This window comes from Paraburkholderia fungorum (assembly GCF_902833645.1).
Classification (GTDB): domain Bacteria; phylum Pseudomonadota; class Gammaproteobacteria; order Burkholderiales; family Burkholderiaceae; genus Paraburkholderia; species Paraburkholderia fungorum.
In genome coordinates this window covers 154,345-180,505 of record NZ_CADFGE010000013.1, presented here as the reverse complement: position 1 = coordinate 180,505, position 26,161 = coordinate 154,345, and the positions used below count along the sequence as shown (strand labels likewise).

Sequence of the window (26,161 nt, the reverse complement as noted above, 5' to 3'; positions counted from 1 at the left end):
TCTCTCCGCAATTCGTTCCCGACCTTCCGCAGCGCCCACCAGAAGTTCTGTAACACCGTTCGAGGCATCAGTCGTATGCGGGCTGTACCAGCTCGCCACCACGGCTTTGCGTCAGCACGCCGATGATTCGGTTGAATCATTGCGTCGAGCGATTTTCCCGTGGCGCCCCATGAACAACAGACAACCTTCAGCTCCGGATTCCGGGACTGGCAAAGGAGATTGAAATGAACACCAGACGCTTAGCTGCTGTGTCGCTGGCCCTGGCGCTTTCTGGCGCGAGTGGATGGAGCGTGGCAGCAGGCCCATCGCAACCGGCAACGCACGATGGCGGCAGCTCGATGATGGGCGGAGGAATGATGAGTGGCGGGATGATGGGTCACTGTCCGATGATGGGACAACTTCCTCCGGGGAATGAAAAACTCGCCATGCAGATGCACGGCGAAATGATGAAGGCGATGGGCGACATCATGCTCAAGTACGCCGACAAGATCCAGACGCCACCGGCGAAATAACACGCTCGTTGCCTGTTCAACCCGGGCAATTTCCCGACTTTGAGATAGGAGCAACACCATGAAATGCAATATGAAAACGATGGTCACCACAGGGCTCGTCCTGCTCGTCGTGCTGGCTGGAGCTTATGCAGCGTTACCTCAGTTCCGAACACTCGTATTGAGCCTCGGACCGTCCCTGCTGTTCCTGCTGTGCCCGTTGTCCATGATCTTCATGATGAAAGGCATGAACAACTCCAACAAGGGCGATCAACGCGCGCCCCGGAGTGACACATCGCAGGATCCGCAGCCGCAATCGCGTATCAACAAGTAGCGATTCGCAACGGCTGCCATGGTGGGCGAACGCGCCATCGTGCGCGATCGTCCCGACAGGCGACATCCATGCGATTGCTCCCATGATCGCAGGAGGCATGTCGTCGCCTGAACCTTGATGACGATGCAGCAGATGTGCAGCAGGCACACGCAGGACAGGCACGCACTGGGACGAAGAAGCCGAGGTAGTGAGTTGCATGGCTGAGCCTCAGCAAGAAAACGCATCACGTCGGCAGTCCGAATAATCCGCTGGCGATGATCCAACAAAGGAGGAAAAGATGGGGACCAGTATTTTTTTCGGGGGATCTGTAATCGCCGCGTTCATTGCCGGCATGATCGCGCTGTTCGCACCGTGTTGCATTTCGGTCATGCTGCCGGCGTACTTCGCCAGTTCCTTCCAGAACCGCAGCAAGCTGGTAGCGATGAGCTTTATCTTCGCGGCGGGTGTCGCGACAGTGATCCTGCCGCTGGTCATGGGCGCGGTGGTGCTGCGCGAACTGTTCGTCACGCAGCACACACCGCTCTACCTGATCGGCGGTTCACTGATGATGGGAATGGCGGCGTTCACGTTGCTCGGCGGCAAACTTCAGCTCCCCATGCCGGGGCGATCCGCCACCGGCGGCGCCGGTCCGATCAGCATCTATTCTCTCGGCATGTTCTCGGGCGTCGCCAGTTCGTGCTGCGCCCCTGTGCTTGCCGGCGTCATCGCGTTGTCGAGCGTGGCGCCGTCTGCCGTACTCGCGGCCGGTCTGGGTGGCGCATACGTCTTCGGCATGGTGGCACCGCTTTTTGTGATCTCGCTGCTCTGGGAGCGATACGACTGGCGATCAAGTCGACTCTTCCGGAGCAGAAGCTTGACGTGGCGTATCGGTCCGCTGCAGCGCACGCTTTCTGCGTCGATGCTGGCGAGCGGACTGCTGCTTGCCGTGATAGGCATTGCAACATTGTGGACCGGACTTGCCTATCACTCAATGCCAACCTCCAGTCACTGGGCGCTGGTGGTCTCGGTCTGGCTTCAGCATATCGGGCAGCTCGTGACCAATGCGCTTTCAGTCATTCCGAACTGGCTGGCTGCGGTACTACTGCTGGTTGCCGTGACGGCGCTCGTATTGCGGGCGCGCACACAATGGCGTCCGGCACGGCATGACGACAAAGACGTCGACCTTCAAAAAACCCGGCAGGAATAACGGAGGACAACATGAAACAGGTACAGGCGAAACCATTCGATGGTCAACGAATCGATCTTCGGACAAAACTCATCCTTGGGGTGGCCACCGCGATACTCATTGGCCTGGTGACAGCTATCGTTCTGCTATCCAGATCAAATGCGCCGGATCATGGTGGAGCGTCGGCCAGCGACGAACTGGCCGGCAAATACAGTTTCCAGGTGGGGGATCCTGGTCCAGGCCAGATTGCACCGCCGATCCAGCTGATGAGTACTGCTGGCAGCGCTTTCGATCTGGCCAGTTTTCGGGGCAAGACGGTCCTTCTGTATTTTCAGGAGGGCGTCACCTGCCAGCCGTGCTGGGATCAGGCCAAAGATGTCGGACTCAAGTTTCAGGAGTTTCACGCACTCGGCGTTGATCAGATCGTCACGATTGCCAGTGACCCCGTCGATCTTCTGAAACGGAAGGCGAGCGATGCGGGGCTCTCAATGCCGGTCCTGTCGGACCCTGATCTTGTTGTGTCGAGGGCATATCACGCCAACGACTACGGCATGATGGGCCAAAGCCGGGACGGTCATACCTTTGTGCTGATAGGTGCGGATGGCCGGATAAAGTGGCGGGCGGACTACGGCGGCGCACCCGCCTATACGATGTACCTGCCGGTCGCTAACCTGCTTGCCGATATGCGACGCGGTTTGCAGAAAACCAGCTGAGAGGCGCCCATGAAATCACTGAACGTTGTTGTGGTTACGAAGGCCGACTGCATGTTCTGCGATATCGCGATGGCCATGCTCAACAGGTTGTCGGCAGAGTATCCGCTGGTGATATCCACGCTTTCCGCCAACTCGGCGGAGGGGCAGGCACTCGCGGTCCGGTGCGGCATTCTCTTTCCGCCGGGCATTGTGCTTGATGACGAGCCACTGTGTTATGGCCGACCGTCCGAGAGAAAGCTTCGACGGGCGTTCGAACAGAGATTGTCGATGGTGGCTATCACACGTTGATGAGCGCGCGGGCGATCGGATCCAGGTTGCGGTGCTGCGTGCCGGGGTTGCCGGTTAGGTTGTGACCGCCGCGTCCGTTCACGGTTCGGGCGGTGCCTGACCGGTCGTGTGAATCGACTCTTCGCGGCCTCTGGCGACAGGTAGAGCGTATCGGAAAGTGCGACCGGCAAAGTGGATAGCCGGGCACGACGGGCGGTGACAGATTGCGGTCGATCCGAAGCTGGCATAACCGCGAGAACCGGGCGAGCAGCAGACGCCGGCCGTGAGAGAGGCTATCGAGATGATGCTGCCTCGCTCGCCATCTCGTGAGAGGGAGTCCCGACATGAATGATATGACTGGCTTTGCCGAACACTACGGGCACTGGGGGCTGGTAGCGATCATGATCGTACTGGCGAGCTGGATTCTATACCGCTTCGCGGCGCCAAAAGGGTGGCGTCAATGGACCGGCGCCGGTCTGGTCCAGGCGTTCATCATTGCGCTCTACGCCGAGATGTACGGGTTTCCGCTCACCATCTACCTGTTGACCGGATTCTTTGGCATCGACATTCCCCGCACTGCTTTCACGGGTCATCTCTGGGCCACGCTGCTCGGTTACGGCGAAACGGGTGCGATGTTGGAGATGTTGCTCGGAGGGGTATTTGTCCTGTTCGGCATTTCACTTCTTGTCGTGGGCTGGCGCGCAGTTTATCTGAGCACCCGCGAGGGGCGCATGGAGGTCGACGGTCTGTATGGCGTGGTGCGCCATCCGCAGTACAGCGGAATCATGCTGGCCGTCTTCGGCCAGATCGTGCATTGGCCGACGGTCGTCACGCTCGCGCTGTTTCCGGTCATCGTGCTGGCCTACGTGCGGCTTGCACGGAAAGAGGAACGGGAAATGATCCGCCGGTTCGGCGCGGAGTATGAGGCCTACCTGCATCGGGTACCGATGTTCTTCCCACACTGGGGGCAATGGGGACAATTTCTCAATCCGCTCGAGTGGTAACGAGTTCGGGGTGGTTGGTCCCGTTGTTTTTCTCGGAGGCTCGTCTGGCGAAGACTACTTCGCGCCGCGCGATAGGCCTGACCCACAAAAAAAGACCCGGCGTGAACCGGGTCGAAGTGGGCGATGATCGGGACGACCTTGCGCGCCGAAAGACCGCTCCGGGTGTGCGCCGTGAAAAGGTGGCGCTTTCCAGCGGGTGTAAGCCCCGCCCGGCAACCGCTCCAGCCGGAAGCAACCGGAGCAGTCATGGAGGTAACGAAGTGGCTGAAGCCTTCGGGTAAGCGTGTCACGAATTGGTGACAGCGCGAGTGTGCAGGCCGTAACGCGAGTGAACGCTGAGCAAACCTCGAAAAGGACGATGCGCAGGCCGACCCGACAACCCTATCGGGGAAGGCTGATACGACTGGGTGAATGAGCAGGCTGGACGCCCAGTCGCTGCGCCGGGGTAGTGGCGACAGCATGTACACAAGGAAAGCGTACGCAACACGGGAAGTCCCTTGGCGTGGTCAGGGATGACCAACCGGACGCCCGTGAGGGACAGGCCGGGCGCCTTGGGATGACGGAGAGGCCCGTAGTACCGATGAAGCCGGGCAATGCCGGTGGAGGGAAGGGGCCTCAGTTCAAGACCAACGCAACACGTAGTGAGGGACCTGGAGATTGGGAAACCTATCAACTCCGATCAGTGTTCAGAAGCTGCAGACGGCGTTACACGCGAAAGCGAAGGCAGAAGCCGGGTATCGCTTCTACGCGCTGTACGACAAGATCTATCGTGAAGACGTGCTGGCGCATGCGTACGCTCAGTGTCGCTCGAACAAGGGCGCGCCGGGTGTCGACCGGCAGGACTTCGCGGAGGTCGAAGCGTATGGGGTGTCGAAGTGGCTCGGCGAACTGGCGCTTGCGCTCAGGCAGGAGACTTACCGGCCGGACCCTATCAGAAGAGTGTTTATCCCGAAGGCCAATGGCAAGCTGAGGCCCTTGGGCATCTCGACCCTGCGAGACCGGGTGTGCATGACAGCAGCGATGCTGGTGCTCGAACCGATCTTTGAAGCGGACCTTCCACAAGAGCAATACGCTTACCGCGCGGGGCGAAACGCCCAGCAAGCGGTGATCGAGGTGGAGGAACGGCTGCATCGCGGGCAAACGGACGTTGTTGATGCTGACCTTGCGGACTACTTCGGAAGTATTCCACACGCCGAATTGATGTTGTCGCTCGAGCGACGCATCGTGGATCGGCGCGTGCTTCATCTGATCAAGATGTGGCTGGAATGCCCCGTTGAAGAAACCGATAACCGAGGGCGGAAGAAACGTACGACGGAGGCCAGGGACAGCAGACGCGGCATTCCGCAGGGTTCACCTATCTCACCACTACTGGCAAATATTTATATGCGCCGGTTTGTGCTGGCATGGAAGAGGCTCGGACTTCAGCGAAGTCTTGGCAGTCGAATCGTGACCTACGCGGACGATCTGGTGATCCTGTGCAAACGGGGCAAGGCTGAGGAAGCCTTGTTACGACTGCGTGAGATCATGAGCAAGCTGAAGCTGACGGTGAACGAGGAGAAGACACGAATCTGCAAGGTGCCGGAAGGCGAATTCGACTTCCGGGGTTTTACGTTTGGGCGGATGTACTCAGCGACAACTGGTCAGGCCCGTATGGGCATGCGCCCGTCGAAGAAGAGTATCCGGCGCATGGTCGAGAAGATTTATGCAATGACCGCCCTCAAGACGGCATGGCAAGAAACCACGGAACTGGTGGGCAGGTTAAACCGCACGTTACGCGGCTGGGCGAACTACTTCCAGGTAGGGAGCGTTAGCCGGGCATACCGTGCGCTCGACAGCTACACCGCTGCGCGGTTGCGCCGGTGGTTACGCAACAAGTACAAGCTCAGACGTCGCAGGGGCGGGACCTATCCGTCCTCGCACCTCTACGGGTACTTCGGTCTCGTACGTCTGAGCTCCCGTGGGGGCGTAGCCTGGCGTGTGTGAAGGCGTGATGTCTTGTCCGAGAGCCCAGTGCGGGAGATCTGCACGCTGGGTTCGATGAGCGGGATGTGGAAACGGGGTTAAGGCGAGGATATTCGGGCACCGCCAGACGAAAGAGGCGGCAACAGACAAGCCGAACCTACTGCTACCGCGCCACATCTCGACTCTACTGCCAGATTCGTGGCCGCGAACACCGCCCGCGTGGCCTTGTCGCGTGGGCGACTGTCCAGCAGGGAACATGTTTTCGCGCGTGTCCATTGGTGGGCCTGCTCCCTCGCGCAGACCGCGATTACGGAATACGCGCAAAGGAAGCCGTCTTCGATTACACAGCGATGAAAGATTGCCGCCAGGACATGGCACCGATCGGAACCGGAAGAGTTGCCGCTACAGTACTGTGCCACTCGCCAGTCGATGCCGTCAACGAGCGAGGTGATGCGATTGTCCGCGGCACGACACCGAGACGAGCTTGAATGCTCCAATCGTCCTCATCGGCAACTACACAGTATTTCGAAATGAGTCGTCCAGACGTTGAAGCCTTCGCCTGCAGATCAGGCTGAAGACAACCTTAAGGAGCCCTGCGTGGATTCAAGCGCGACACCCAGATCGAGTGAGAAGTCGAGACGGCAGGCATGGAGCCAGGCATAGCGATGCTCAGCGATCTGATGCGATCTTCCTGCGGCGCTCCCGTGAAGTTCGCCGCGGATGACCCGCTTTCGCGGAAGTCGACCGCGCAAGTGACACCGATTGGGTGCCCTTCGCACGGCGCGGTTCGCAGCCGGAGCGCACGAGCCGGATCAAGCTTCTCCCTGCTCGTCTCGCCCGATCGAAACGCTTGTGGGCGATGTAAAGATGAAGCGTGGCACGTCGAGGTTTTGCGGCGCTGGCTTGTTCCTGAAAACGCGGCCAGCGAGGTCGTAGGTAGAGCCATGGCACGGGCAGAGAAAACCGCCTGGCCAGTTGTCAGGGAGACTGGACTGCGGGCCTTCCTGGAATCGTGCCCCGGGTGTGCAGCCCAGATGCGTGCAGACGCCGACGACAACGAGGAGATTCCTATGATCGGAACGCGACCGGTACTCGTTCCTGCAGTAGTTCGGCAGGGGCATCGAGAACGGATGTCGTGTGGCCGGGTCTGCGACCATCGGATCCGCCGTGACCACATCTGCCAGCATTCTGTCGGTCCGGTTGACGAGAAACACCGGCATGCCGCGCCAGGCGACCGTCATCATTTCGCCGCTACGCAGATTGCTGATATCTGCGTTGACCGGTGCGCCTGCTGCCTTGGCCCGCTCGGACGGCGCGAACGAATCGACAAAAGGCACAAGAGTAGCCACCCCCGCAATGCCCCCCGCAACCGACGTTGCGATCAGCCACCTGCGACGGTTGTCGTCCACACTTTCCCGGTGATCTGCTGTCACGGCACGCCCCCATGCTGTCGCTGTCCATGGTTCTTTGATCCTGATGCTGTCGGGCCGTTCTGTCCGGAACTCGACATCCCATGCCCGGACGGCCCCGGCCACCATGTTTCTTTGCGCGATCGAGTACGACTCTGTCCGTCCCGAGCGGGAGCCGCCCAGGTGCACCTGGCCTGCCGCGTGGTGTCAGATGTTCGTCGCCGCGTCAATCAGCGTGAAGATAATTTTGATGTCCTGCTTTTCCGCATGGCACTCCGGACACCGGGTCAATATTTGGAGTCGATCGGCTCGTACAACACCTGCAAAAGATCTATCGCGCTGTTAGCGATGGTCGCTTCGGCCGCACTGCGCCAGCAATCTAATTGACCGGCGTGTCCCGTCGATCGGCATCCCGGTCAATTGATGTCGGGGCCTTGATATCCGGCGCTGTGCGGTGCGCTCCAATACCGACGTCTCAGGTTGTTTCAGTGTCTACCCGCGCGGGATCCCGTAAGAGATGCCGGATGCAAAAATCATGGAAGAATCGGCTGGAGGCGGCCGGGAAATGACGGATGAGCATAAGCAGCAGGAACTCCCGCATATCCGGACGATGGTCCTGGAGCTCGAACGGCTAGCACGCAGTGGCACTATCGTTCGCCGGGACACTTCCGTTACGCAACCCGAATACTGGCGCAACCGGATCCATAGATTGCTGGCTACGCCGGGCATTTGCGGGTCCACTGCCGCGCAGGCATCCGTGTTACTGGCGAAACTGGATGGCATCGCAGAAGCGCGGAAGAACAGCAGATGACCGGATGGACGCGGATGCTGGATCGGCAAAAGCACACGCTGGCCGCGTGGGCCAATCAGCGTGGGCAAACCACCTGGCCGGCGGCAATCATGCCCGGCTGAACCCGCAGCGGCACGGTCTGCGCCGATCCGGAGCCCTTGCCAAAGGAGGTTCGGGCACCACCGTGTCTGGAGGTTCCGCCGGACGGGTATCGGCGCGATCCATGTCATGCATGTTGGGGGGGGCGAGGCCAGAGCGGTCGGAGGGGCGCTGCCGTGAGTGGATGGAAATAGCGCTTGACCTTCCTACCACGGCAACGTCTAGGATGACTTTAAATCGGAGTGATGGAGAAAGTCATGAGTCAACCAGCGACATTGGAGACGGACGTGGGTGTCGACACCCGCGACTGGACGGTCGCAATTCAGGGCATGACCTGCGCATCGTGCGTGGTGCGCCTGGAAAAGGCGCTTCAGAACGTCCCGGGCGTCAAACGTGCAAGTGTGAGTCTTGCCACCGGATCGGCCGTTATCAACGCGCGGTCCGATCTCGCGGCACAGGCACTCAACGCAGCGATCGACAGGGCGGGGTATCACGCCGCAGAGGCTGAAATCGAACTGAACGTCAGCGGCATGACCTGTGCGTCGTGCGTCGCGCGTATCGAGAAAGCGCTCGTTCGGATACCGGGCGTCGAAGCCGCCAGCGTCAATCTTGCCACCGAGCGTGCGCACATCCGGATACTGCAGGATGCCGTCACCGCCGACGAGCTCGTCGCGGCAATTGAACGGGCTGGCTATCAGGCCGCAGTCGCGCAGGAAATCCACGAAGAGGTGGAGCGGGGCGCCTGGGTAGAAGCATGGCCAGTAATGGTCGCTGCCGCGTTATCGCTGCCACTAGTAATCCCGACCGTGGCCGGCTTTCTTGGTATGGACATCGTGTTGCCGATCTGGCTGCAATGGCTGCTGGCGACGCCGGTCCAGTTCTGGCTCGGTGCGCGCTTCTATCGGGCCGGGTGGAAAGCGCTGAAGGCCGGTGCGGCCAATATGGACGTGCTGGTGGCTGTCGGGACCTCGGCGGCCTATGGACTAAGTACCTGGCTATGGCTGACCCGCGCGGGCGGTACCGCCCCCGATCTGTATTTCGACGCCGCCGCCGTGGTGATCACGTTGATCCTGCTTGGGAAATGGCTCGAAGCGAGGGCGAAGCACCAGACCACCAGTGCGATCCGGGCTCTCAATGCGTTGCGACCGGAAACCGCCCGGGTCCTGCGTGAGGGCGATGAATACGCTATCCGCGTCGCGGCCGTCAAGGTGGGGGACGTGGTTGTCGTGCGTCCTGGCGAGCGGGTGCCCATCGACGGCGTGGTCCTATCCGGTACCAGTTATCTCGATGAATCGCTGCTGACGGGTGAGAGTCTGCCCGTCGTCAAGACGCCCGGTGAAAAGGTCATCGGCGGCGCCATCAATGGCGATGGACTGTTGCGGGTCGAGACAACGGCAATCGGCGCTGAAACGACCCTGGCGCGGATCATCCGGCTCGTTGAAAACGCCCAGGCGGTCAAGGCGCCCATTCAACGTCAGGTCGATCGCGTCGCGGCTGTTTTCGTACCGATCGTGCTGGGCGTTGCCGCCGTCACGCTGCTGGGCTGGTGGCTTGGCGGCCGCGGTATCGAGGTCGCGATCATCAATGCGGTAACGGTCCTGATCATCGCCTGCCCATGTTCACTCGGACTGGCCACGCCAACCGCGATCATGGCGGGCACGGGTGCCGGTGCCCGGCGCGGCATCCTGATCAAGGATGCCGAAGCGCTGGAGGTGGCCCATCGAATCACCGTGGTCGCTTTCGACAAGACCTGCACGCTCACGGAGGGCAAACCCGAGTTGCTGGCTTATGTCGCCGCGGCGGGCGCCACTGAAGACGAGGTGCTGACGCTCTCCGCCAGCATCCAGGCCGGCAGCTCACATCCCCTTGCTACTGCAGTGCTTGCGGCCGCCTCGCGCCACGGGGGCGTGCTTGCCGTCGCCGACCGGGTTCAGGCACTACCGGGGCGAGGCATGGCTGCCCATCTGTCGCACGCCGGCATGATACGCGAGCTGAGGCTTGGCAACGCCCGGCTCATGGATGAGTCGCGGGTCGACATGGGCTCCCTGATCGCTATCGCCAGCGACTGGGAGCGCGAAGGAAACACGGTTTCCTGGCTGGCGGACGTCACCAGCGCACCGCGCCTGGTCGGTGCGCTCGCGTTCGGCGACACAGTGAAAGATACCGCGCGTGACGCGGTTAAACGGTTACGCGCGCTTCGCATCGACACGGTGATGGTGACAGGCGACAACCAGGGCAGCGCGAACGCAGTCGCCCTCGAACTGGGCATTCATCAAGCGTTTGCCAGCGTGTTGCCCGAGGACAAGGCCGCGACCGTGAATTCACTCAAGGCCGGTAATCGTGTCGTCGCGATGGTCGGTGACGGCATCAACGATGCGCCGGCGCTGGCGGCCGCCGATGTCGGGATTGCGATGGCGACCGGGACCGATGTAGCGATGCACACGGCGGGCATTACGTTGATGCGGGGTGATCCGTCTCTGGTGGCTGATGCGATCGATCTGTCCCGGCACACGTGGAACAAGATTCGCCAGAATCTGTTCTGGGCATTTGCCTATAACGTCATCGGCATTCCACTGGCCGCCCTGGGGCTGCTTAACCCTGTGATCGCGGGCGCCGCGATGGCGGCCAGCAGCGTCAGCGTCGTAGGCAATGCACTCCTGCTCACGCGCTGGTGTCCGCCGGGTGAACGTAAAGGGCGCGCTTGAGTCTACGGATAACCATCAAGAGAGGGAACAACAATGAACATTGGAGAGGCAGCGAGGGCTACCGGAATGTCGGTCAAGATGATCCGGTACTACGAAAGCATTGACCTGATCCAGCCACACGGGCGGAGTGGAAGTGGCTACCGGATCTATAAGGACGGCGACGTTCACGTGCTGCGTTTCATCCGGCAGTCGCGCGCGCTCGGCTTCCCCATCGAACACATCCGGCAGTTGCTGGCCCTGTGGCGAGATGAGGATCGGGCCAGTTCCGACGTCAAGGCCGTCGCCCTGAAACACATCGCAGAACTGAACGCGCAGATTGCCGAATTAACGTCCATGCGCGATTCGCTCGATCAACTCGCGCAGCAGTGTGCCGGGGACAGTCGTTCGGGCTGCGCGATTTTGCAGGGCATACAACGGATCGAGGCAGACGACGTCCGTCCCGTTGATGCAGAAACGGATACGCCTATAGACGATCGCCGGCCAATGGGCTGAACGCCCATCGTCCCGACCGCTGGCCGCCTCAGTACGTGACCAGCCCATTTGCTGGCGTAAAACGGGAGAGCATGATCATGCAGTTCTCAGTTGATGATATGACCTGTGGGCGTTGCGCACGCGCAATCACCGAGGCCGTAAGGGAAGCAGACCCGGTGGCTTCGGTCACCGTGGATGTGGGTGCGAAATGCGTGACGGTAGTTTCGGACGTGCCATCCGGCGAGATTGTCCGCGCCATTTCGGTTGCCGGCTACACGGCTGTGATCCGCACCGGGCGATAGCAATCAAAGGCAATAGCCGGGTAGCGGAGTAGTGGGTGATTCATTAGGTGTTGTCGACCGCGCCGGTTTTCTTTTCGGCATTGCGACGGTGGTTGTCTGACTTGCGTCGACGGCCTGGCGGACTCCGGACATCCGTCAATGGAGCGCCGCCAACTGGCGTTCAGGTCGTTGACCAGCAACAACGCGGGTCGCGTTGGCAAGCGCAGTTAAGTTTGTGTATGCGACCCTCAACGGCTCCTCGCCGGGGTCAGGGAGTTGGACCATGCTCATTTTCCGGCAGCTATTCGACCAGCAATCGGCAACCTACACATACCTCCTTGCCGACCGTAACAGCGGCGAAGCGGTGATCATTGACCCGGTGTTCGAGCAGGCACGCCGGGATGCGGCGCTCGTCGAAGAGCTCGGATTGCGGTTGCTTTATACGCTCGACACTCATGTCCACGCGGATCACGTCACGGGCGGCTGGATGCTCAAGCGTCGAACCGGTGCCCGGATCGGCGTCTCGGCGGCAAGCGGAGCAGTCGGCGCGGACCGTTATCTGATGCCCGGTGATGAAATTGCATTTGGCACGCGCCATCTGCAAGTCCGTGCAACGCCCGGTCATACACATGCATGCCTGACCTTTGTGCTGGACGACGCAAGCGTGGCCTTCACCGGTGACTGTTTGCTGATCCGAGGCACCGGTCGCACCGATTTCCAGAACGGCGATCCGCGTGCCATGTATCAATCGGTGCGTCGTCAAATATTCACGCTACCGGAAGCATGTCTGCTTTACCCCGCCCACGATTATCGGGGGCTGACCGCAACGAGTGTCGCCGAAGAACGGCGCTTCAATCCGAGGTTAGGCGGCGAACTGAGCGAGGACGACTTCGTCGGATACATGGCGAACCTTCGATTGCCGCATCCCCGGAAGATTGATGTCGCGGTTCCCGCCAATCTGAAATGCGGCCTCACTGCGAATGATCCGACACAGACGGCTGATCCGGACTGGGCTCCGTTGAACTATACCTTTGCCGGCATATGGGAGGTTCAGGCGCAATGGCTTGAAGAAAACGTGGATTCGGTCCAGGTGATCGACGTGCGGGAACCCATAGAGTTCGTCGGGTCGCTGGGACGCATCGGTGGCGCCACGCTCATTCCGCTGGGTGAACTGGCACAGCGGGTCAGCGAGCTGTCCCAGGACCGCCCGATCGTGACCATTTGCCGGGCCGGAGGGCGTTCGGCTCAGGCCACGATCATCCTCCAGCAGGCCGGGTTCGATCGTGTCGCCAACCTCGCGGGCGGCATGTTGCGCTGGCGCGCGGAAGGACATACCGTGGACATCGGGAGTGCCTGAGCGATGCAAGCCCACCAGTGCGGTGATTTCGGGCGGCGCTCATCGCAATCGGCAGATCGGCGAGTGCGCGAATTCCGCCCCTGTGCTCACGGACATCATCCAGGTTCGCCGCGTCCCGGGAAAGGCGCACAATGAATATTCGTGTTTCTCAACCCGGAGTGCCCGCTGTTTCGCTGCGGGGTCACTTCGACTCATACACGTACTGGAGGTTTGACATGTCGATTCGTATTGGCGAGGAAGCACCCGATTTCACGGCCGAAACAACGGAAGGAACGATCCGGTTTCACGAATGGATCGGGGACAAGTGGGCCATTCTGTTTTCGCATCCGAAGGATTTCACGCCGGTCTGCACCACCGAGCTCGGATATATGGCCGGCCTGAAGCCGGAATTCGAGAAGCGTAACACCAGGATCATCGGACTCAGCGTTGATCCCGTCAGCGACCATCAGAAATGGGTCGGCGATATTGAAGAAACCCAGGGGCACGCGGTCAACTATCCGCTGATCGGCGACCCGGACCTGACGGTCGCGAAGCTCTATGACATGATCCACCCGAACGCAAGTGGTGGTCCGCGCACCGCGGTGGACAATGCCACGGTGCGCTCGGTGTTCATCGTCGGCCCTGACAAGAAGGTCAAGGCCATGCTCGTGTATCCGATGAGCGCGGGCCGCAATTTCGACGAGGTGCTGCGTCTGCTCGACGCGCTGCAACTGAACGCGAAGCACGCAGTTGCCACGCCAGTGAACTGGAAACCGGGCGACGACGTCATCATCCCGACGTCCGTTTCCGATGATGATGCGAAGAAGAAATATCCGCAGGGTTTCAAGACGATCAAGCCGTATTTGCGGGTTGTGTCGCAGCCGACGTAACAGCAGCACCGACAACGATGGACGCGGGCGGCGTTGACATCGACGCCGCCTTCGGTTCAATGCGCAACTGATATGACGCAAGTCTTGCCACCTTGATAGCCACAGACGCACGTGCCACATCTCGTTAGGATCATAGTCGCACGATGTTTCACGGCTGCTGGTCACCCAAGTTCCAGTCTGTGTGGTTGTCTGCAAATCGCGATCTCACAAGACTGGAGTCGACGCCAGTTAAGGACATGGGCTCGGCTCTGCCGGGATTGAAAAAACGGGTGTCCCTGACTTACCTCGTAACTCGCTTGCATATCCTCAGTTGACGGGTTTGCACCAAAAGTCCTTGACCTTTCCACAACCGGAAGCTCTACAGTGAATATGTGTTGATCGGCAATAACCGACCGAAATAGCCGTGTCGCACGTGGGGTGAAAGCGGCGCGATAGGCGCAGACCGGTGGTTCCCGGAAGTCTGTGGACATAGGCCGGCTGCGGGCCGTCGGCGAGACAAGTTACTGCACGAGCGACCGGAACACCGGGGCGTGTCGGCGCCGCAGGAGCACCATTGCGCTGTCATTCATTGTTAGGAGGATTTCATGTCGTTGCTTAACACAATCTCGCGGACGCTCAACGGGCTTTTGAACGATGCCGCAGACTCGGTCCAGGACCCCTCGCGTGATGCGCGCCAGATCGTTCGCGAGCTTGATGACAGCATGGCGAAAGCGGAGAACTCGCTGATCGAGATCGAAGCGCAGGTCGCCATGCAGCAAAGCAAACGTGACGTCGCCGCGGACAAGGCGAAGAAATACGCAGATGGCGCGAAACGGGCACTGCAAGGCGGCGACGAAGCGCTCGCGCGTGAAGCGCTGACCGCGCAGGCGAACGCCGAGGCGGAACGCGACGCGCTCGTAAAGGAACTGTCGACCCTCGAACCATCGGTCGAGCATCTGAAAGCCCAGATTGCCGAGATGCGCCAACGCCGCAATGACCTGAACGCGCGCTCGAATATCCTGCAGGCGAAGCAGGAAATCGCGCAGGCGAAGGACACCGCAGCGAGTGTGCTGGGCGGCATCGGTGGCAAGAATTTCACGGAGGATTTTGGGAAGCTTGAGGATAAGGTCCAGCTGCAAGACGCGCGCTCGGACGCGCGGCTGAACTCGGCGGACGAAAGGAGCGGCAAGGCGCTCGACGACCGCCTTGTCGCGCTGTCGAAAGGGCCGTCGGTTGACGACCGGCTCGAAGCCCTGAAAAAGCAGCTCGACCCGCCTGCACGGCCCTGACACGACCGGCAGCGCTCCTCAGCGCGATGGGAAACATGAACGGAATGGCGCGTGCGGCGAAGATCCGATGCAGCCCGCGCGTACCTGACCCGGGACGATGAAGCACGAAGGACGGGACGCCTGCGCGTTCCGTGTGGTCATGAAGAAATTTCTCGCAACGGTCGTTGCCGCCGGCGCGCTGGCGATGTCGGCCGCCGCAGTAGCGCTGCCGGGCGCAAGCGACGTCGAACGCGCGATGTCACAAGGCAACTGGCAGAAAGCCGATGCTGAACTCGCGCGGGTCCTGCAGACTCATCCGGACAGCGCGCGGGCGCACTACCTGTACGGTCAGGTTCTTGAGCGCGAGGGCCGTCCGGCCGATGCGCTTGGCGACCTCGAAAAGGCCCGAGCGCTGGATCCGCAGTTGCGCTTTGCGCGCGATCCTTCGCGTTTCACTGTGATCGAATCGCGCGTGCAGGCGGAGGTAAACCGCGCAGACCCAGGTAGCGCGTCGGCCAGTCCGGCGGCCGGCATGACGACCGACGTTACCCCCCGCGCAGCGGTTACGCCACACCCGCTCGCGCCTGCGTCGCTCGGTAGGCGTGGCCCCTCGATCGGCATGTGGCTCGGCCTTGCGATGGTGCTGGCCAGCATCGTGCTGGTGGTGCGGTGGACACTGCGCCGGGCGCGCCTGAACGACGACGCTCGCGCGACCGATCAGCGCCGTGCGCAGCTCAAACGCGCGACCGACCTGTTAAACGCAGTGCGCGCGTTAAAACTCGACGTGCGCCTTTCGGTCACAGCCGGCCACGAAGCGCTCGAACATGAGGTCGAGGACGTCGAAACGCAACTGCGAGAACTCGCCGATGCGCTGTCGAACAGCAGCAATCCGGTGCCCGGCTATCGCCTCGAAGAACTCGCCCGGCGTATCAACGGCCTGAAGGCGCGTGCCGAGGGCCGTCCCGATCCGAATGCGGCAGACGCCGTGGCCACCACTGCGGGGCCGATGAGCGGTCCATCGCCATATGCGCAGGAAGCCGAGGGTTTCGGCCACCATCCGGCGGCCGGGCCGCCGGCGCGGCCCGCGGTGGTCTTCCAGCAACCCGGCGGCTGGCTGGGCGGCATGGGCGGCCTGGGCAGCCTGGTGACCGGCATGTTGCTTGGGCAACTGCTCGGTGGTCATCGCGACCGTGTCATCGAGCGTGAGGTGTGGGGCGAGGGCGAGCGTCGCCACAACGGCGATGCCGGTATCGACGCAGGGCAGGGTAGCGACAACTGGAATGACACCAGCGGCGGCGGCGGCGGTGGCGAGATCGACACGGGCGGCGGCGACGACTGGAGCAACGGGAGCTAGGAGCGGACCTGGTCCGAAATGGACGCGGCGCGTTGCCGTCTCCTGTCCTCGTGTTGCTTGCCGGGGAGACACCCACGTTCAGAGTGGGAAATGCTGGACGACTGTTTCGACCAAACGAGGCACCGGATAGCATCTCGCTGCGCAACGCACACGCCGTCGGCGCATTCATTCGTGCGCGCCCGGTAACGAGACTTCTCCTTATGGACCGCCACGATGCCTCCTGTTTCCAGACTGGATCTGTCAAAATTTCGTCGCTTCGCTCTTCTTGAAGGACCGACGCCCATTCAACATCTGTCCCGCTTGAGCAGGTATCTCGGTGGAGCCGAGATTTTTGTCAAAAGAGAGGACTTGAACGGCCTCGGTGGCGGGGGCAACAAGCTTCGAAAGCTCGAATTCCTGATTGGTGAAGCACTCACGGGTGGTGCCGATACGATCATCACGGTGGGCGCGCGACAATCAAATCACGCACGCCTTACCGCGGCCGCAGCTGTTCGGGCAGGACTCAAATGTGAGCTCGTCCTGACCAGATTGGTTCCGCGTTATGACGAAGACTACATCGAAAACGGAAACATCCTGCTCGATAGCCTGCTCGGCGCCCATGTCCACGATCTTCCGGCTTCCGCTAACGCACTGGCGTTCGCGGAAGATCGCGCGAATACGTTACGCGCGGAAGGGCGCAGCGTGTATGTCTGCCCACTCGGCGGTTCAAGTCCCGTCGGTTGTCTTGGATATGCCGATTGTGCGGTGGAAATCGCAGAGCAATCTGACGCTTCAGGGCTGTTGTTTGATCATATCGTCGTGCCCAACGGAAGTGGCGGAATGCATGCCGGGCTGATCGCCGGTGTCGTAGCGCTCGGCAAATCCCCGTCGTCCATCGTTGGGCACACCGTATATAGCCAGCCCGACCAGGCTCGGTCCGCCACGCTCGACAAGGCGAATCAAACCGTCAGGCTCATCGATCCCGAACTGACAGTTTCTGACGACGCTGTCGCAATCGAGGGCGGGCAGTTGGGTGATGGATATGGGATACCTACTGACGGCATGCGCAACGCGGTCCGTCTGCTGGCCTCAACCGAAGGCCTGTTCGTTGATCCTGTATATGGCGGAAAGGCGTTCGCAGGCCTTTTACACGATGTGGAAACTGGGAAATATCACGCTGGACAACGCGTTCTATTTGTTATGACTGGCGGACTGCCGGGGTTATTTGCGTACCGTAGCGCGTTCTAGCGAACGTTTCGACCTGACAATCCGCTCGCAGGTATCGCCGGGAGGCGGTCCAGGATGTCCGGACCGCATGCACCGTGGACGCGTTGCGTGAGGACATTTCCGCAGCCTGAGACGACGCCAGGAAGGGGGGGTGCCAATTGCTCACGCCATGACACAAATCTCCCAACGCGTTAGGCCGGACCTGATGCCCTGATGGGGTGGCACTCGCCAGACCCAAGTTGGGTTCGAAGTCGAACGAACGAGCCGTGCCCGGTTTTGATCGGCTTGCTCGCTTCGGCAAGGCTGGCGCTGAGAAATTCTGGGCATGCTCAAAGCGCTGGAGCGGGCCGTCCAGGCAGGTCAGCCGCTCATGGTCGTCGGGTCGGGTTCAGTGAGTTCCCGATTTGCGGCGGAAATGGCACGCGCGGACTGTGACTGCACCGGATCGTCGAACCGGAACGTTAATCCTCGAAGTGCGACCTCACAGCGAACGACTGCGTCAGCCCGACTCTCGCCACCCATATTAAGCAGTGCATATCGATAGCTTTTGCCGTCCTGCAGTTCAGACGAAAGTCGGCGGCCCGCTGCACACAGCAGCTTGAACCGCGCATCGGGAAAGCGCAGGAGGAGATCGTCTATTTCCGTTTGATCCGGGACCTGCCGCACGAGCCTGTCTTCGAATAGCCGCGGCACGTAGCTGACCGCCGCGCGATAGCGCGCGCCTTTACGCGTCGTCACTGGGCGAACACCGCTTGCAATCGCGAGCGCGATCTCGTATGTGTTGACCCCGTTCACCTTTTCCATCATATCCGCGAACTGAGGACACATCCGCGGATTGATTTCGATGATATGAACCGTCTTCGCTTTCTCGTTATAAAACATCTCGACATTGAACAAACAGTTGTCGAGGCCGATTGCGAGCGCACAACGCCCGGCGATGGCTGACATCTTTCGCTGAACAGTTTCTCCCAGTCGGGATGGATACTCGAAACGGGCAAAGCTGATCGTGCCCGGATACATGACAGAGTCCGTGATGCCGACGAGCATGAACTCGCCGCGATACATGCAGCACTCGACCGTGACCTGGGCGCCGTCGAGCACCCTTTCGGCGATGAGGTGACTCCCGTTCACCGGAAAGTCGGTAAAGCGTTGCAGCAGGACATTGAACGGTTTGACAAAGCTGTGCAGATGCGGCCGCGCGGCTTTCGCCAGTCGCCTTAGCTCGTCCGGGGTGTCGACACGTTGCGCGAGGATGGAAAAGAAGGATTTGACCGGTTTCACGAAAGCGGGCATCGGTATCTGCGGCTGTTCGGCGCCCCCGTCGCCACGGACGAGCGCAAACGATGGCACTGCTTCCGGCACCGCGGCGCGCTGGGCCAGGCGCGAGTAGTACTTGTGCTGGCATAGCAGGACTTTTCCCGACCCCGGGCCCGGCAGTCCAAGGCGTTGCGCGATCGCTGCCGCGAGGATGCTGCCCGGATAATCGTCCGACGCCATGACGCCATGCAGCCCGGCCATGCGCAGCGCGGCGACCGCGTTATCGATGAAGCTCAAGGCATCGAACCCGTCTGGGTGTTCACTCACGTCCGTTCCATAAGGCATGACCTCATAGCCCGTTGTTGCGAGCACGCCGGGCAGTTCCGCATCGTCCCACATGGTCGGGCAGATCAGGGCCACCTTCTTGCGACCGGAGGCAATTTCTCTTTCGTCTTTTCCGCATGAGTTCATGATGCTTTCGTACTCACTGGTTATAAAAACCCGCCTACTCATCGGTGGCGGGACGCGCCTTGTCAGCCGCCGTCCCGGTAGCCGGCCACCCAGCCCTCCGTGTTCAGACGATCGTGCATGGATGTGGCAGCGATCGCTGCCTCCCCAAAAGCCACGGCGATCTGATCGAGGCTATGTACCACGTCACCTGCCGCATATAGACCGGCGATGGATGTCATCATGTGCTGGTCAACAATCAAGGTCCTGTCGGGGGCGTGACTCGCGCCCAGGGCCAAGGCCAGGTCTGACCTCACCGTGTCGCCCAAAGCAGAGTAAATCGAATCGAACTGATACTCCTTGCCGCCGTGAGTTTGCAGGGCGGCGATCCGATCTCCTTCCATACGCAGCGCGGGAATTCCCTCTTCGATGACGGCAATTCCGGCTGTTTCGAGTTTCTGGCGATCTGTGCCGGAAAATGCTCCCTTGTGACCAAGGGTGAACAGCGTCAGGTCAGCCGTGTAGGTCCGAATGAACAGGGCTTCTTTCAGAGCCTCATTGTCTTGCGCGATGACCGCCACTCTCTTGCCTATAACCTCGTAGCCATCGCAGATAGGACAGTGGCGCACCAGGCCCCGATGAACGGCGTCCTTCAGATCGGGAAGAGCGGGCTCGATGTCGACGACGCCAGTAGCAAGCAGCACTTTTCTGGCCTGGATGCAGGTGTGCGCAGTCGACGCCAGAAACGTTCCGTCCTCTTGCCTGCTAAGTTCTCCCACCGTCGCAGCAGTCACGCTAACGCCATAACGCAAAGCTTGTGTGCGTAGCCGTGCAAGTAGATCGTTGCCCGCGATGCCGTCCGGGTACCCCGGACAGTTATGTGAAACTGGAATCAACGAGGCGCGGCTTTCGCCCGCGTCAATGACCTGTATGCTGCGACGATACCGGGCAAGGTAGGTGGCCGCGGTAAGTCCCGCGACGCCCGCACCGATGACCAGGCAATCGACGCTCTGTGATGTAGGGGGTTTATTCATTTCCTTCTTCGGTATGGCATCCGTCTGCTGTCGCGCGCCGGCCTCGCTGTGACAGGAGGAAGCGCCGCCGCGCAAATGATGTTGTCGGGTGCTGATGGATTCTCGAGGTCGGCGGTTACTGCCCCGCGGCGTTATCTCAAGCCCGACTTTTTTCAGGAATGCCCAGCGAGCTGAACATGCCATCGCTCTCGAGGGTGACCGCCGGCCGCAGAAGGGCGATCGCTCTGATTGCGGGTACAGCTTGACCCGTCGCGGTCTCCAGTACGGCTATGGAGCGCATGCTGTGCATCAACACCTCGCGGCGCCCAGATCGATGCCGACTTTTGCATTCGCGGTCGACGGCATTGATCGGCGTTCGCAATCACGCAGGCGTTGTGCGCGCATCGCCTGCTTTCTGCCGCGCATCGGTACATGGAAATCTCCGCAGGGTCGACCATGGTTCAAAGTCTGGGGTTTGCCTCGATTGGAAAGTCAAGCGTCTTTGCGTAGGGCATTACCCTGTTTCCATGTGCGTCCCGTCCTCCAGAACCATCAGGACATGGCGAGCAGCGGAGCGATTGAGGCGTCCCGGCCAGTGAATGATTCCGGATCTGAGTGTTGGCGGGAGCCCAGCTGAGTCCATCGGCGACGACCCATGCACGTGGTCAGCCAGCGCCGCGCACCACGCTTGTGGCCGCCGCGCGGCCAACGAGATTTCATGTGTTTTGACGACTAGTTCTGCATCCCGTCTTACGTCGGCTTCGTCAGGCGCCTGATGCGCAACGCTGACATGCCCATCTTCCTGATCGCGCATGGCCATCCGGTTCAACGCTGCACCGCGATCCACTTCGGGGGACAGCGGCGAGATGATGAAAAGAGCTTGACCTTCCTATCGTGGAAAGTTGTAAGGTGAACTTAAGCAATGACCTGTGAGCCCTCGCATGCGAGGGCCGCAGCAACTGCAGGCGGCCTGATCCCGTAGTCGTCAGGACAGTCGAGTTCCAATCCGTTACCTCACAAGGAGGTTTGATGGACAGTCCACAATCAAATCGGTTAAGTCGCGTGTTCGGGTGGGTTTCCCTGAACCGTGTGGTGGTGCTCGCCATGGCCGCTGTGCTCACTATCGGTGTCGTCGCGTCAAACGAAGCGGATGCAGCGCGGCTCGGAGGCGGCCGCAGTTTCGGCCGACAATCGCAATCGATCCAACGCCAGCAAAGCACGCCGGTCCAGCCAACGTCGCCATCGCGCACGCAACAGGCCACGCCCGCTACGCCACCTGCAGCCACGCCCCAGCCATCGCCCAACCGCTGGCTCGGGCCGATTGCCGGTCTCGCCGCCGGGCTCGGCATTGCAGCGCTGCTGTCGCACTTCGGGCTGGGTGGTGCGCTCGCGGGAGTGATGGCGAATCTTCTGATTATCGCGGCGCTGGCAATGCTCGCCGTCTGGGTATTTCGCCTTCTTGCCCGCCGCCGCGCTGGCGGCATGCCGTGGTACACGCAGGGCGTCAGGCCAGCGATAAAGTCCGCGCCGCACGGTGCATGGCCGCAGCAGGTACAGGATACGTCCGCGGCCCCCCCAACCGGGACCTACAACGCGCCGCTGGCTGAAGCGTCATCGACGCCCGGCATCGTCAGCCCGGCACAACCCTCGGGCTTGCCGGCCGGTTTCGACACCAAAGCGTTCCTGCACAATGCCACGGTCTACTTCGTCAGGATGCAGTCGGCGTGGGACAAGGGTGACCTCGATGAGATCCGCGGATTCACCACGCCGGAGATGTTTGCCGAGATCAAGGTCGATCTCGACCAGCGCGGCGTTACGCCGAACCACACCGATGTCGTGCAACTCGATGCGGAAATGGTCGGCGTTGAGGAGCGCGGCGACGAGTCCCTTGCGACCGTGCGTTTCCACGGATTGATTCGCGAGACGGCGAGCGCGGCAGCCGAACCGTTTTCCGAAATGTGGACCCTGTCAAGGCAAGCGAAGCGGGGAGAAGGCTGGCTGCTCGCAGGCATCCAGCAGGTCAGCTGAAACAGCCGGCAGATGGATCAGTGGCATGGCGTCACCGGTTGGACGGTCGTTCTTCCTGCGTCGGTTTTACGGGTTGCGTGCCATCTGACCGTGGGGAGTAAGCGGGGCGCCGATCGCTGGCATCGCGTCGGATCGCGCAGCCGCCTGAGCGTTATTTTCGATGCGGAGGGGCATCCCGGCGCACGGAAAGCCCTTGACTTTCCTATGGTGGAACGTTGTACGCTGAACTGAAGTAAGGAGGTGTCGGCATCGCCCGATCTCTCTACCGGCTATCGGGCGTCATGCGGCGATGGGCGCGTGGGGCTGGCGTGCGTAAGGGGTCAGCAGAGGTCCCCCGGACACCGGACTGTACGGGACGCGTGGACGAACGAGGGCAGCATGAATATCGGACAGGCAGCCAGGGTGTCCGGCGTTTCAGCCAAACTGATTCGCTACTATGACAGCATTCACCTGCTGCGTCCCGCCTCGCGCAACGCCGCCGGTTATCGCGTGTACGGCCAGCAGGACGCCCACATGCTGAGGCTCATCGGTTGCGCCCGTCGCGTTGGTTTTACGATTGGGCAGATCCAGCGTCTGCTCGGACTATGGCAGGACGCTGATCGCACCAGTGATGAGGTTAAAACGCTCGCGCTCGAGCACATCAACACGTTAAACGGGCGCCTCGAAGAACTTCGCGCCATGCGTGACTGCCTGAGGCACCTGGTCCGGCACTGCGCAGACGCCAAACGACCAGCATTACCCGACATTGCGAAACGGAATGGCGAGGTGAAGGATCGATGCTGTCCGGAATCGCACCACCCCCTGTCGACCCCTGGCTGACAAGGGATAACCACCATGCACGCCACAGAATCACTGGTTAAGCACGGATCGCGGATCAGCGTGCCCCCTTTGCTGCAGACCTGCATTGTCGGTGCCGACATATGCGCGAGGGTTGAAGTGGCAGGCGCGACGGGTCGGGTCCTCGGTGGAGTGATCAAACCGGCCGCGGCAACAGCAGAGCCCGCAGGCTGAGTTGCGCACGGGGCAACACGGAGGTGTTCATGGCGAATTCTGAGACTCCCCGCTATACCAGTTTGCTCGGCCGGAAATACGGCGATCTGCGCCGCCGGCTGATATTCCTGCTGCTGGGACTGGTCGTCTACCGGATCGGCGCGCACATCCCGGTGCCGGGCATCGACCCCGATCGGCTGGCACAACTGTTCCAGCATCAACAGGGCGGCATCATGGGCCTGTTCAACCTGTTTTCAGGGGGCGCATTGTCGCGCTTCACGGTCTTCGCGCTGGGCATCATGCCCTACATCTCCGCATCGATCATCATGCAATTGCTGGCGATCGTTTCGCCGCAACTGGAGGCGTTGCGCAAGGAAGGCCAGGCTGGCCAGCGCAGGATCACCCAGTACACCCGGTACTCCACTGTGGTGCTGGCCACCTTCCAGGCGTTCGGCATCGCGGTGGCGCTGGAAAACCAGCCTGGTCTCGTGATCGATCCGGGCCTGCTGTTCCGCCTGACCACGGCGGTGACGCTCCTGACGGGCACGATGTTCCTGATGTGGCTCGGCGAACAGCTTACCGAGCGGGGCCTGGGCAACGGCATCTCGATCATCATTTTCGCCGGTATCGCGGCGGGCCTGCCCAACGCGGTTGGCGGCCTGTTCGAGCTGGTGCGCACGGGTTCGATGGCTATCTTCTCGGCGATCGTGATTGGTGCGCTGGTCGTGTCGGTGACCTTTTTCGTGGTGTTCGTCGAGCGTGGGCAGCGCAAGATCCTGCTGAATTACGCCAAGCATCAGGTGGGTACCCGGCTCTACGGCGGCCAGGCGTCGCACCTGCCGCTCAAACTGAACATGTCCGGCGTGATCCCGCCGATCTTTGCGTCGTCGATCATCCTGTTCCCGGCGACTTTCGCGAACTGGTTCAGCACGGGTGAGAACACGCGTTGGCTCAAGGATGTCGCCAGCCAGCTTTCGCCGGGTCAGCCGGTCTATGTCGTGCTGTACGCACTGGCGATCGCCTTCTTCTGCTTCTTTTACACCGCCCTGGTGCTCAACAGCCGGGAAACGGCCGACAACCTCAAGAGGAGCGGCGCGTTTGTGCCAGGCATCCGTCCGGGTGAGCAGACCGCGCGTTACATCGACACGGTCCTGACGCGCCTGACGCTGGCCGGTGCCGCTTATCTGGTACTGGTTGCCCTGCTACCGGAATTCATCGTCCTGCGCTGGAACGTGCCGTTCTACTTTGGGGGAACATCGCTGCTGATTATCGTCGTGGTGACGATGGATTTTATGGCGCAGGTGCAATCCTACGTGATGTCGCAGCAATATGAATCGCTGCTCTGGAAAGCCGGCTTCAAGGGCAGCGGCATGACGCGCCATTGAGCAACGAAACCTATGACACAGACAGCACCATGCAAAGGCAACTGCGGGCGTGCGCGCCACGGGCTGCCATCTCTGCCGTCAGGGCGGTCACGCGAATGGTGTCGTCAAGCCCTGTTGCTGCCGGGTCGGGCCTTTGAGGTTGCCTGTCAATGCTGATTCACCCGAACTTCGATCCCATCGCCATTCATCTCGGACCGGTCGCCGTGCGATGGTACGGCCTCATGTACCTGGTGGCGTTCATTGCGGCAATCGTCGTCGGCCGGTTGCGGTTGCGTCTGCCACATGTCGCCGCGCAGGGCTGGACCGCCAGGGACATCGACGACATGCTGTTCTACGGCATCGTCGGCACGATTCTCGGCGGGCGGCTCGGCTATGTGCTGTTCTACAAGGCGAACTACTACGTCGCGCATCCGCTCGACATCGTCAAGGTCTGGCAGGGCGGCATGTCGTTTCACGGCGGCCTGCTCGGCGTGACGCTGGCGATGGTGCTGTTTGCGTATCAACGCAAACGCACCTGGCTGCAGGTCACCGACTTCGTCGCGCCGATGGTGCCCGCCGGTCTTGCCGCAGGGCGTCTCGGCAATTTCATCAATGGCGAACTGTGGGGGCGCGTCACTGATCCGCAGGCGCCGTGGGCAATGCTGTTCCCCACCGCAGCGAAAGACGATGCTGCATGGTTCGCGGCGCATCCGCAACTCGCGTCTCGATGGAATCTCGACGCAGTGTTCGCGCAGTACCACATGCTGCCGCGTCATCCTTCCGAACTGTACGAGATCGCGCTCGAAGGCATCGTACTGTTTTTTGTGCTGTGGTTTTTCACGCGCAAGCCACGCCCGGTGGGCGCCGCGTCCGCCATGTTCCTGACCGGCTATGGTCTCGCGCGATTCACGGTGGAATTCGCGCGCGAGCCGGACGATTTTCTGGGCCTCCTCGCATTGGGCATGTCGATGGGGCAGTGGCTGTCGCTGCCGATGATTCTGGGGGGGCTGGCCGTGATGGCGTGGGCATACAGGCGCGCAGGAAGCGTTTAGATGGTGTTTCCCGACCGCGTGGCGCAAGCGCTGGCGGAGTGTCGGGACGCAGGCAGCAACGAGTTTGGAGGGGCGGTTTCCGCCGAGGCGCTTTGGGGAGCCAACCCACCGGACACCGGACGCTGCGCCTGAGTGTGCGGCAAGTCTTGTCGCGAGCCCACCGCGCCCGGCGTACCGACACCCAACGGCGGCAATTGCAACGAACTCGCCGACGCGACTGGCTTTCTTTGCGCGCAACCCCGCTTCTTCGAGACGGACGTGATGTGCCGCGCCCCGGCAGTCGAGCCTG

23 protein-coding genes are annotated in these 26,161 nt (G+C 61.3%); 20 read left to right on the top strand and 3 right to left on the bottom strand.

The genetic code is table 11. The features are described 5' to 3' along the window. Positions 1-224 precede the first annotated feature (224 nt). The 7 genes from HWX91_RS32020 (at position 225) to ltrA (ending at position 5,954) form a co-directional block, all read left to right on the top strand. Entirely contained in the window at positions 225-512 is a 288-nt protein-coding gene (locus HWX91_RS32020; protein WP_028197099.1) for a hypothetical protein, read from the top strand. 58 nt (positions 513-570) lie between these two features. Beyond that, positions 571-822, top strand: coding sequence for a DUF2933 domain-containing protein (locus HWX91_RS32015; protein WP_028197098.1), 252 nt, complete (start codon positions 571-573; stop codon positions 820-822). Between the two features lie 277 nt (positions 823-1,099). Beyond that, positions 1,100-2,008 (top strand): cytochrome c biogenesis CcdA family protein, encoded by a 909-nt coding sequence (locus tag HWX91_RS32010; RefSeq protein WP_042275176.1) that lies wholly within the window; start codon positions 1,100-1,102, stop codon positions 2,006-2,008. An 11-nt stretch (positions 2,009-2,019) separates the two neighbouring features. After that, on the top strand, positions 2,020-2,700 hold the full coding sequence (locus HWX91_RS32005) for a peroxiredoxin family protein (RefSeq protein ID WP_042275173.1): 681 nt from the start codon (positions 2,020-2,022) through the stop codon (positions 2,698-2,700). A gap of 9 nt (positions 2,701-2,709) precedes the next feature. Beyond that, positions 2,710-2,988, top strand: a complete 279-nt coding sequence (locus HWX91_RS32000) for a glutaredoxin family protein (protein ID WP_028197097.1) — start codon at positions 2,710-2,712, stop codon at positions 2,986-2,988. Between the two features lie 323 nt (positions 2,989-3,311). Continuing rightward, a complete protein-coding gene (locus HWX91_RS31995; protein ID WP_042275171.1) occupies positions 3,312-3,971 on the top strand; it encodes a methyltransferase family protein in 660 nt (219 codons plus the stop codon). Between the two features lie 657 nt (positions 3,972-4,628). After that, the gene (gene ltrA, locus HWX91_RS31990) at positions 4,629-5,954 is read left to right on the top strand and encodes a group II intron reverse transcriptase/maturase (protein ID WP_042275169.1); all 1,326 of its coding nucleotides are present in this window, start codon (positions 4,629-4,631) and stop codon (positions 5,952-5,954) included. Between the two features lie 791 nt (positions 5,955-6,745). On the opposite strand, the gene petA is transcribed toward ltrA, so the two are convergent. After that, positions 6,746-7,366 (bottom strand): ubiquinol-cytochrome c reductase iron-sulfur subunit, encoded by a 621-nt coding sequence (gene petA / locus HWX91_RS31985; protein WP_025496312.1) that lies wholly within the window; start codon positions 7,364-7,366, stop codon positions 6,746-6,748. A 159-nt stretch (positions 7,367-7,525) separates the two neighbouring features. Here petA and HWX91_RS31980 point away from each other — a divergent pair, with 159 nt between their 5' ends. From HWX91_RS31980 to HWX91_RS31940, 9 genes are all read left to right on the top strand, one after another. Beyond that, on the top strand, positions 7,526-7,729 hold the full coding sequence (locus tag HWX91_RS31980) for a hypothetical protein (RefSeq protein WP_127837895.1): 204 nt from the start codon (positions 7,526-7,528) through the stop codon (positions 7,727-7,729). Positions 7,730-8,488: 759 nt separating this feature from the next. Then, on the top strand, positions 8,489-10,936 hold the full coding sequence (locus tag HWX91_RS31975) for a heavy metal translocating P-type ATPase (protein WP_025496314.1): 2,448 nt from the start codon (positions 8,489-8,491) through the stop codon (positions 10,934-10,936). 33 nt (positions 10,937-10,969) lie between these two features. Beyond that, positions 10,970-11,428, top strand: a complete 459-nt coding sequence (cueR, locus tag HWX91_RS31970) for a Cu(I)-responsive transcriptional regulator (protein ID WP_025496315.1) — start codon at positions 10,970-10,972, stop codon at positions 11,426-11,428. A 71-nt stretch (positions 11,429-11,499) separates the two neighbouring features. Next, positions 11,500-11,709, top strand: a complete 210-nt coding sequence (locus HWX91_RS31965; protein ID WP_252890980.1) for a heavy-metal-associated domain-containing protein — start codon at positions 11,500-11,502, stop codon at positions 11,707-11,709. A gap of 262 nt (positions 11,710-11,971) precedes the next feature. Then, positions 11,972-13,045 carry an MBL fold metallo-hydrolase gene (locus HWX91_RS31960; protein WP_025496317.1) on the top strand — a complete coding sequence of 358 codons (1,074 nt, stop codon included), beginning with the start codon at positions 11,972-11,974 and terminating at the stop codon, positions 13,043-13,045. Between the two features lie 215 nt (positions 13,046-13,260). Continuing rightward, positions 13,261-13,914: a peroxiredoxin gene (locus tag HWX91_RS31955; protein WP_025496318.1), complete on the top strand. Its 654-nt coding sequence runs from the start codon at positions 13,261-13,263 to the stop codon at positions 13,912-13,914. A 584-nt stretch (positions 13,915-14,498) separates the two neighbouring features. Beyond that, positions 14,499-15,182: a PspA/IM30 family protein gene (locus HWX91_RS31950; RefSeq protein WP_025496319.1), complete on the top strand. Its 684-nt coding sequence runs from the start codon at positions 14,499-14,501 to the stop codon at positions 15,180-15,182. A gap of 139 nt (positions 15,183-15,321) precedes the next feature. Beyond that, positions 15,322-16,515: a tetratricopeptide repeat protein gene (locus tag HWX91_RS31945; RefSeq protein ID WP_028197092.1), complete on the top strand. Its 1,194-nt coding sequence runs from the start codon at positions 15,322-15,324 to the stop codon at positions 16,513-16,515. A gap of 213 nt (positions 16,516-16,728) precedes the next feature. After that, complete coding sequence (locus HWX91_RS31940) at positions 16,729-17,742, top strand: D-cysteine desulfhydrase family protein (RefSeq protein ID WP_042275166.1); 1,014 nt, start codon at positions 16,729-16,731, stop codon at positions 17,740-17,742. A gap of 339 nt (positions 17,743-18,081) precedes the next feature. Here HWX91_RS31940 and HWX91_RS31935 read toward each other — a convergent pair whose 3' ends face one another. Beyond that, positions 18,082-19,491: an ATP-grasp domain-containing protein gene (locus HWX91_RS31935; RefSeq protein ID WP_081833083.1), complete on the bottom strand. Its 1,410-nt coding sequence runs from the start codon at positions 19,489-19,491 to the stop codon at positions 18,082-18,084. Positions 19,492-19,511: 20 nt separating this feature from the next. After that, a complete protein-coding gene (locus HWX91_RS31930) occupies positions 19,512-20,459 on the bottom strand; it encodes an NAD(P)/FAD-dependent oxidoreductase (protein WP_028197090.1) in 948 nt (315 codons plus the stop codon). Between the two features lie 1,008 nt (positions 20,460-21,467). Here HWX91_RS31930 and HWX91_RS31925 point away from each other — a divergent pair. The 4 genes from HWX91_RS31925 (at position 21,468) to lgt (ending at position 25,872) form a co-directional block, all read left to right on the top strand. Further along, positions 21,468-22,466: a Tim44 domain-containing protein gene (locus tag HWX91_RS31925; RefSeq protein ID WP_042275165.1), complete on the top strand. Its 999-nt coding sequence runs from the start codon at positions 21,468-21,470 to the stop codon at positions 22,464-22,466. Positions 22,467-22,844: 378 nt separating this feature from the next. Further along, positions 22,845-23,285 (top strand): MerR family DNA-binding protein, encoded by a 441-nt coding sequence (locus tag HWX91_RS31920; RefSeq protein WP_042275163.1) that lies wholly within the window; start codon positions 22,845-22,847, stop codon positions 23,283-23,285. Between the two features lie 221 nt (positions 23,286-23,506). Beyond that, positions 23,507-24,841 carry a preprotein translocase subunit SecY gene (gene secY, locus HWX91_RS31915; protein ID WP_028197087.1) on the top strand — a complete coding sequence of 445 codons (1,335 nt, stop codon included), beginning with the start codon at positions 23,507-23,509 and terminating at the stop codon, positions 24,839-24,841. 149 nt (positions 24,842-24,990) lie between these two features. Then, complete coding sequence (gene lgt, locus HWX91_RS31910) at positions 24,991-25,872, top strand: prolipoprotein diacylglyceryl transferase (protein WP_028197086.1); 882 nt, start codon at positions 24,991-24,993, stop codon at positions 25,870-25,872. The last annotated feature ends 289 nt before the right edge of the window (positions 25,873-26,161 follow it).